The sequence below is a fragment of the Rhizobium sp. UFLA01-1127 genome, from assembly GCF_059803845.1.
On sequence record NZ_JAUQTZ010000073.1, the window covers coordinates 21,638 to 30,040 of the forward strand.

Annotated in this window: 8 protein-coding genes; 3 read left to right on the plus strand and 5 right to left on the minus strand. The window is 60.1% G+C overall.

The annotated features are described in order from the left end of the window. Positions 1-31: 31 nt before the first annotated feature. The 3 genes from Q4Q11_RS18675 to argE are packed head-to-tail and all read right to left on the minus strand — an operon-like array spanning position 32 to position 2,487. Entirely contained in the window at positions 32-388 is a 357-nt protein-coding gene (locus tag Q4Q11_RS18675; protein ID WP_498570449.1) for a cupin domain-containing protein, read from the minus strand. Between the two features lie 22 nt (positions 389-410). Beyond that, positions 411-1,334: a 2-hydroxyacid dehydrogenase gene (locus Q4Q11_RS18680; protein WP_498570450.1), complete on the minus strand. Its 924-nt coding sequence runs from the start codon at positions 1,332-1,334 to the stop codon at positions 411-413. Positions 1,335-1,362: 28 nt separating this feature from the next. Beyond that, on the minus strand, positions 1,363-2,487 hold the full coding sequence (gene argE / locus Q4Q11_RS18685; protein WP_498570451.1) for an acetylornithine deacetylase: 1,125 nt from the start codon (positions 2,485-2,487) through the stop codon (positions 1,363-1,365). 236 nt (positions 2,488-2,723) lie between these two features. On the opposite strand from argE, the gene Q4Q11_RS18690 reads away from it, so the two are divergent. Together Q4Q11_RS18690 and Q4Q11_RS18695 are read left to right on the plus strand one after the other, a co-directional pair. After that, positions 2,724-3,623: a GNAT family N-acetyltransferase gene (locus Q4Q11_RS18690; protein WP_112509397.1), complete on the plus strand. Its 900-nt coding sequence runs from the start codon at positions 2,724-2,726 to the stop codon at positions 3,621-3,623. A gap of 515 nt (positions 3,624-4,138) precedes the next feature. After that, positions 4,139-4,573 carry a DUF4168 domain-containing protein gene (locus Q4Q11_RS18695; RefSeq protein ID WP_112509396.1) on the plus strand — a complete coding sequence of 145 codons (435 nt, stop codon included), beginning with the start codon at positions 4,139-4,141 and terminating at the stop codon, positions 4,571-4,573. A 144-nt stretch (positions 4,574-4,717) separates the two neighbouring features. Here Q4Q11_RS18695 and Q4Q11_RS18700 read toward each other — a convergent pair whose 3' ends face one another. Beyond that, positions 4,718-5,926 carry an MFS transporter gene (locus tag Q4Q11_RS18700; protein WP_498570452.1) on the minus strand — a complete coding sequence of 403 codons (1,209 nt, stop codon included), beginning with the start codon at positions 5,924-5,926 and terminating at the stop codon, positions 4,718-4,720. Between the two features lie 26 nt (positions 5,927-5,952). Further along, positions 5,953-6,495, minus strand: coding sequence for a Chromate resistance protein ChrB (locus Q4Q11_RS18705; protein WP_113214539.1), 543 nt, complete (start codon positions 6,493-6,495; stop codon positions 5,953-5,955). 299 nt (positions 6,496-6,794) lie between these two features. Between Q4Q11_RS18705 and Q4Q11_RS18710 the strand changes: the two genes are divergently transcribed. Beyond that, positions 6,795-8,162: a cation diffusion facilitator family transporter gene (locus tag Q4Q11_RS18710; protein ID WP_498570453.1), complete on the plus strand. Its 1,368-nt coding sequence runs from the start codon at positions 6,795-6,797 to the stop codon at positions 8,160-8,162. The last annotated feature ends 241 nt before the right edge of the window (positions 8,163-8,403 follow it).

Sequence of the window (8,403 nt, forward strand, 5' to 3'; positions counted from 1 at the left end):
GCGCCTGACGGCTGCGCCGAGGCGGGAAAGTTCAAGGGGTAACGGTCACGTAGATCTTGCGGACCGTCTCGATCGTCTTCCAGGTTCCGACGAAGCCCGGCTTCATGACGAAGCTGTCACCCGCCCTATAGACGACGGGTTCGCCGCCTTCCGGCGTCAGTTCGACGACACCGGAGAGGATGTGGCAGAATTCGAAGGTTTCACCCTTGATCGAACGGCTGACACCGGGTGTGGCCTCCCATACGCCGGTGTGCACCGTCTCGTTGCGGGCGCTATCCTGTGCCCAGGTCTTGAGCTTCGGATCGCCGGAGATCAGCCGTTCGGGAGCGACGACGTTTTCGCGCGGCGCGAAGGAGGGGTTGGGATCAATCGTCTTCAGGAGGGACATCGGTTTCCTTTCGAGTTGGCGATCAGTAGCCGCGGCGGCGATCGACGAGGCCGAGCGGGTCCAAGCCCGCCTGGATCCTCTTGATATTGTCGATGACGGCGCGCGCGGCACTGTGAGGCTGGGTGACGCTTGCGACATGCGGCGTCAGCAGAATGCGGTCGTGGTTCCAGAACGGATGTCCGGCGGGCAGCGGTTCGGGATCGGTTACATCGATCACGACACCGGCAAGCCGACCGCTGTCGAGCGCGGCCAGGAGATCTTCCGGAACGAGCTGCGGTCCGCGGCCGACATGCACGAGACCCGCACCCTGCGGCAGCTTCTCGAAGAGTTCGGCGTTGAGAAAACCGCGGGTCTCGTCGGTCAGCGGCAGAAGGCAGATCAGGATATCGGCCATGGAAAGCATAATCTCGAGTCCTGCTTCGCCGGCAAAACAGGCAACGCCTTCCAGTTCGCGTTGATGGCGGCTCCAGCCTGAAAGCACAAAGCCGAACGGTTTCAGCCTTTCAAGCACGGCCTGCCCGAGGTTTCCGAGCCCCAGCACGCCGATGCGGCATTCGCTTGCCTGAACCTGCGGCAAGGCACTCCAGATCTGACGGCGCTGCTGGTTGAGATAGGCCGGCAGATTGCGGTGGAGCACGAGGACGCCAAGCGTCACATATTCCTGCATCATGCGGGTGATGCCGTCTTCGACCATCCGGACGACTTTTACGTGAGCGGGGATCTCAGCCGCATAGAATTGGTCGATGCCGGCGCCGATAGAAAACAGCACTTCCAGATTGCGGTAGCGCGGCAAGTCGTCCGGGACGGTCCAGGTGATCAGATACCGCACGGCATCAGGGTCAACGGACGCCGGATCCATGGAAAAGGGGACATCCGGCAGCTCGCGGGCGAAGGCCTCCTGGAAGATATGACCGCGGCGGGCATCCGAATTGAAAAGGAAGGTCATGGATTGTCTATCCTTAGATCTTGCTAGGTCATACCAGGCAACGGCGGCCGAGAGCCTCGATCATGGCCTGGCAGGCGGCGAGTTCGTCCATGAGGATGAATTCGTTCGGCTTGTGTGCGCGGCCGATGTCGCCCGGACCGCAAATGATCGCCTCGAGGCCGGCGCGCTGGTAGAGCCCGGCTTCGGTGCCGTAACTGACGGCCGCCAGGGGCTCCATGCCCGTGAGCTCGGTCAGCAGACCGGCAAGAGGGGCGGTCCGTGAAAGGGAGAGGGCGGGATAGGAGCTCAGCTCCTCCCATTGGATTTGGAATCCCCGATGCTCAAGCTCGGCAGCGGTCTCGCGCACCGGCAAGAGCAGTGCTTCGGGGTCTGCGCTGGAAATTGCCCGTGCTTCGACCTCGAGCATGCAGAGATCCGGAATGATGTTGAGGGCCTGCCCGCCGTGAATGGTACCGACCGAGACCGACGAATAAGGCGGCTCGAACTCCGCTTCGAATGGTCCTTGGGCAAGAGCATGGGCGGTCGAAACGGCGGCCTGCAAGACCTCGGCCGCGGCGTGAATGGCGTTGAGGCCGAGGTCGGGCCGCGACGAATGACCGGAGCGCCCCTTCAGGGTGATGCGCGCGGCCGATTTTCCCTTATGCGCAAGGATGGCCTGCATGTTGCTGGGTTCCCCGACGATGACGCCGAGCGGCGTTTCGCACAGCTCCGGCAGGCGCGCAATGAGATGCGGCACGCCGCGGCAGCCGGCTTCCTCGTCATAGGAAAAGGCAAAATGGATCGGCCTTGCGAGAGGGCTTGCCGCGAGCATCGGCGCGGCCGCCAGGGACGCGGCCAGAAAGCCCTTCATGTCGCTGGTGCCGCGACCATGCAGCCTCTCGCCATCGACCCGCAGCACGAAGGGATCGCTCGTCCATCCCGTCTCGTTGGCCGGTACGACATCCATGTGACCGGAGAGGACATAACCCGGTTTGTCGCGTGGGCCGATCGTCGCAAAAAGGTTCGATCTGTCACCCTCGGGACCTGCAAGGACATCAACCGTGGCTCCGAAGGACTTCAGATAGGTGCCGATCCACTCCACGATTTCAGCGTTCGGCCTTCCAACGACAAAATCGAGGCCGACCAGTTTTGCCAGAATGTCCGATGCCTGCATGGGTATTGCCGATCTCCGGTTGCCGTTTTCGTCTGCGCCAGCCACGCCTTGATCAAAGGAAGTTAAGCGTCCGTCAGAAGAATACCTGCCGAAAGCGCGGCTCATACGGTCAATTCTTGCGCTGGTATTTGCATACGCAGTGAAATGTTTTGCGAAGTCTCGGCTAAGGTCGCCAAAGCATGATGCCGGCTCGCGCCAATATGCAGCTGGAAGATTGGATGGCGGCTGGACCACGAATGGATACAAAAGTACCCGAAAAACTGCATGTCGATGCATTCGAACTGCGCTTTGCCGACATTGCAGACGTCCCTCTATCACAGCTGCAGGCCCTCTCGATGTCGGTCGGGTGGCCGCATCGATCGCAGGACTGGCAGCATCTGCGGGATGTCGGCCGCGGCTTCGTGGCGCTTGACGAAATCGGCAGGGTTTCCGGCTCGACCATGTGGTTTCCGCATGGAGAGCATTTCGCCACATTCGGCATGCTGATCACCGCGCCGCGCCTGCAGACGAATGGTACGGCCGAGTGGCTCGTCAAGAGGATGTTGGCCGAATGCCATCAGGAACGATTAAGGCTGAATGCGACAAGAGCAGCGCGCCGGATGTGCGCAACGCTCGGATTCATGCCGCAACAGACGGTCTTTCAGTGTCAGGGGGAGGTGCTGTCCGTGCCCGAGGTCGGCGGCATCAAGCCGGGGCTCGAGCTGAGGCGGCTCGAACGCAATGATCTGGATGCAGTTTCGGCCCTGGACGAGCCTGCTTTCGGTACGCTGCGCTACCAGCACCTCCTGCGATTGTTCGAAAGCTCTATCTGCTACGGCCTTTATGATGGTGGGACGCTGATGGCTTATTCCATGCGCCGTCGGTTTGGCCGCGGCCATGTCGTCGGTCCCGTCGTTGCTTATTGTGAGGAAGATGCAATTTCCGTCGTTCATCCGCATGTCGTCGCGCATGTCGGCAGTTTTCTTCGGCTCGACACCCATTTCGATACCGGCCTGTTCGCCGGTTTTGTCCAGCAAAGCGGAATGTCCGTCTTTGACACTGTGACGACCATGATTTCTTCCGAAGCCGCCGCCTATGCCCGCTACAACACTGGTTCTCCGGTCGTTTTTGCACTCGCGTCGCAATCTTTCGGATAATCGCGTCCGGCTTGCAAAACTCCCGCTCATGATACCCCTGCATCATCAGCAAGCGCTGGATTGATCAGTTTGAAAACATTACAGGTTGACATTCGTCCGGAGGGTGAAGCCGGGGGGAAGCTTGGCGTTTGACTTGAGCAGACCGCGCGCAGGAAACCGCGACGACGATAAGAACAAGCATCGGGAAGAACAAGCATGGGGTCGATCAGCCGCAGCCATAAAGTCGCCGCTCTATGGTCAGCCGATCGCCGCGCTATTGCCTTATAGAAAACGTCTGACGGTCACATTGTCGCCGGATCGTTCTTCAACCGTAGAGCCGGATGATTTTAGGCCGAAACGACCTAGAATCCGAATCCGCTCTAGAATCGAAGAAATAGAGCATGACGCCGTCCGGAAACCGCGCACACTTTTCGGCGTCATGCTCTAAACCGCGGCTAAAAATCAATGCGATATGCCGCCATTCGCTCTACGCCGTCAAAGAGGTGTTTCCCCCGCGCTCCCAAAGAGGAATGAACATGATCACTCGTTATATCCCTGCCGCATCGCTGACTGCCGCGGTCTTGAGCTTGATGCTTCTCAACAATCCTGCCTCTGCACAGCAGGCAACGCCAGACAAGCAATCTGCCCAAACGCAACCCGATAGCAACGGTACGGCTGCCGCCGTCAGCGACCAAAAGATCGAAGCCTTTGCGGTTGCCTATCTCCAGGTGGACAAGATCAGGCAGGAATATTCGGCCAAGATCGGAGCGACCTCTGATCCAACGGCAAAGCAACAGCTGCAGACCGAGGCAAGCAAGCAGATGGTGCAGGCTGTTCAGACCTCTCCCGGCATGTCGGTAGACGAATACAACTCAATTTTGACGGCTGCAAAGAAGGATCCGGCGCTCGTCAAGAAGGTTCAGGACAAGATTCAGAAAGCGGCGCCTGCACAACAGCCCGCACAGCAGTAGGCAACGCCGAGATCACCGAACAGCTGATCTGCACCACCGAGGCCGCGCCATTCAGCAATCTTGGCGCGGCGTTGAATAGGATTTCTTCTTCGATGCCGGAATAGACTGACATCTGCCTGGCTGCCGCCATGACCACGGCAGGCATCAGGCCTTCTTGAGGCGCTTTCGAAGAATGACCAAAGTCAGGCCGGCCAGGGATGCAAGGGCTGCGCCGGCGACGAAGGTGCTGTCAGGTCCGATCCATTCCCAGAGCCCGCCGGCAAGGATACTGGCGCATAACAACGTGATCCCCGAAACGAGATTGAAGACCCCGAAGGCCGTTCCCCGCAGATAGTCCGGAGAAGCGTCCGCGACCAATGCCGCGAAGATTCCCTGGGTGCAGCCCATGTGCAGGCCCCAGAGCAGCACGCCGAGCGTGAGGCCGGCAAATCCGGGCATGAAAGCCAACGCCAGATCGGCTGCGACCAGAAGCCCGATGCCGATCAAAAGCAACGTGACCCGCTCGAACCGGTCGGCAAGTATTCCGACGGGATATGCGGATATCGAATAGACGAAATTCATGCCGATCAGCACGAGCGGAATCAGCATGACGGGCATGTCGAGGTCCTTGGCATCGAGCAGCAGAAAGGCCTCGCTGAAGCGTGCCAGCGTAAAGATCGCCGCAACCCCCGTCACGAGCCAGTATGGGCTTGGAAGCCGCAGAAGGTCGGCTTTCCGCAACGGAAATTTCGTGCTGCCGCTGCCGGGTGCTTTCGCAGGCTCCTTGACGAAGAAAAGGATGAGGCCGACTGCCACGCATGCGGGGATGACGGCAATCCAGAAAACCGTGCCGAACTGATCGGATGTCCACCACATGAGAAGCAGCGCGAGCGTTGGGCCGAGGAAGGCGCCGACCGTGTCCAAAGACTGCCGCAGTCCGAAGCTTGCGCCGCGAACTTCCGGTGGCGAAATATCCGCAATCAGGGCATCCCGTGGCGCGCCGCGAATGCCTTTGCCGATACGGTCGATGAAGCGTGCCGCGATCAGCCAGCCGATCGACGGCGCAATCGGAAAAATCGGCTTGGTCAGTGCGGCCATCCCGTACCCCAGCAAGACCAGGAGTTTTCGCTTGCCGAGCCAGTCGCTTATGGCCCCGGAGAATACTTTCGTGATTGCGGCGGTCGCCTCCGCGATGCCTTCGATGATGCCGACGGAAAGCGTCGAGGCGCCAAGAACGGTGACCATATAGACAGGGAGCAGGGCGTGGATCATCTCGGAGGAGACGTCCATAAAGAGCGAGACGAAGCCCAATGCCCAGACGCCACCTGGTATTGCTGGCGCCGGTTGTCGGCCTTTTCCCGTCACATCGGCCATCGGAAGGTCCTTTCGGTGCATCTTGTTCAACCGCCCCTGTTCTCTTCGTTGGCTTCGAAAACCTGGCGCGCGTAGTCATCGAGCAAGGCCTCGCAGTTTCTGAGCTTCTCGGCCGCCGACATCGCAAGCTGCGCGCCGTAGAAATCGAGCTTCCTGATCCGCTCAAACCATTCCTGGAGCTTTTTCAGGTCCGTGTCTTCTTCTTCCAATTCGGCATATGTGAACTTCTGCTGCGATATTTCCTTGGCGATTTCCGCCTCGAAGTCGTCGCAGCGGCCGATGAACTCCCGATAGAGTTCATCGCGGTCCGCATTGAAGCGTTCGCTCACCTTGTTTAGCTGTGCATCATCGAGTGGGGCCGAGTCCAAGAGTACGGACTCACCGCCCATCTCTGAAATATCCAGTTCCGACATTTTTATCCGCCGAAGATTCTCGTCGGTACGCGGCAGGAGACAAACCCCGTTCTGAAGGTAGATCGCGCCCAGTCCTTTGAGGCGTCGCCATAGCGCAACCCTGCGTGCGGCGGGCTCGGCTGGTACCTTATAGGTGAGCAGAATCCATTGGCTCAAGCCGTTTCTCCATTTTGTTACGACCGTTACAGTCTATCCGTGCTGTAGCAGCCTTGCAATGCCGCGGTCAACCGGGGCCGGGAAACCAGGCGTGCCTTTGAAGCATGGCAATCCGCATCCTTCGGCGCGGGCGCAGGCACAGGAAAGCACCGATCCAGGGGCGACGCATGTTCGAGATTTCCATGCGACGGCACCGGAAGTGGGCATCGACATCACCCGACACTTGACCATATCCTCTCCAGGAGGATAGGAGAATTCGGCTCGGTGGTTGCTGGACGGCCGATTGCAGCGAGGATTTGATGTTCACGACGATAAAGCATTGGCTTGGTTTTGGCTCTCACGACCATGATCATGGTGGCCACAGCCACGGGTCTCACGGCCACTCTCACGGCGATGCCGGAGGTCACGGCCATACCCACGGAGTCGTCGATCCAAGCATTGCGACTTCGGAACGGGGAATATGGGCCATCAAATGGTCCTTCGCCATTCTGGCAATCACGGCAATCCTGCAGTTGATCGTCGTGTTCGCATCCGGCTCGGTGGCGCTGCTGGCGGACACGATCCACAATGTCGGGGACGCGACGACAGCCATTCCGCTCTGGATTGCCTTCGTTCTGGTGCGGCGTCCGCCCACTGCCGGGTTCAACTACGGCCTGGGCCGCGTCGAGGACCTAGCGGGCATGGTGATCGTTCTCATCATTCTGTTCAGCGCGGTCGTGGCGGGCTACGAGGCCGTCAGCCGCCTCATTCACCCGCAGCCGGTCACTCAGCTCGGCTGGGTGACTGCGGCAGGGATCATCGGTTTCCTCGGGAACGAGATCGTGGCGATCTTCCGCATCAAGGTCGGCCGCGAGATGAACAGTGCCGCATTGATTGCAGACGGCTATCATGCGCGAACCGACGGGCTGACGAGCCTTGCAGTCGTGTTGGGCGCCTTCGGGGTCTGGCTCGGCTTTCCGCTTGCCGATCCAATCATCGGCCTTCTCATTACCATCGCGATCTTCGGCATCGTCTGGCAGTCGGCTCGTGCAGTCATCACCCGAAGCCTCGATGGCATCGAGCCGAGCGTCGCCGACGAAGTACGCCATGCCGCGGAACATGTACACGGCATCCGGCGGATCACCGATGTCAAGGCCCGCTGGCTGGGCCACAAGCTGCATGCCGACATGACGATTGCCGTCGATGACGCCATGTCGATCGCCGAGGCAAACGGTATCGCGCTCGCCCTGCGGGAGGAGCTGCATGCCCATCTCGCACCTCTTGGCAGCGCGACGATCCAGTTCGACACGGCGGGTGCTTCCGCCACGGTCGCAAGGCACGGCGACCATGAACATCATGGGCATCATCATGCTCCTGCCCCCTTTGCCGTCAGCTCCTCGTTGGCGACCGGACTTCTGGAAATTGTCGATACGCCGGATGGCGAGCGCATGAGGCTGTCCGTTGCCAGCCATGCGCATGGCCTGCAGGCGGTCGTCAACATCAAGCGGCTGGGCGACGCGATCGAGACGTTGACTCTGTCGCCGTCTCAAGCAGATCATCATGCCATGCTGAGTGCCGAGGCTCCGGCCGAGCCGCACGAGTTCGACGCGGAACTCGTCCTTTCGGCGGACGGCAAGGTTGAAGTCCTGCCATTCCGGATGGAGGAGCCGGAGGGGCATCATCATTGAGCCTGCTGGAAACCGGGCCGGCACAAACGCAAGCCTTTATTGTCTGAGGAACACAAGAAGCGTCGGCCGGTTGCCTTGGCATGGCCTGTCATGTGGCATGGCTGCTCGCATATTCAGGCGGCAAAGTGGCGACAATTGCGGCGATGGAATTTGTTGCTGCGCGCGGCGGAGGATCCGGCAATCCGAGCGGTGCCGCGTGATCAGCATCAAAGCACCGCGGCGTTCCTACCCATCCTTCCAA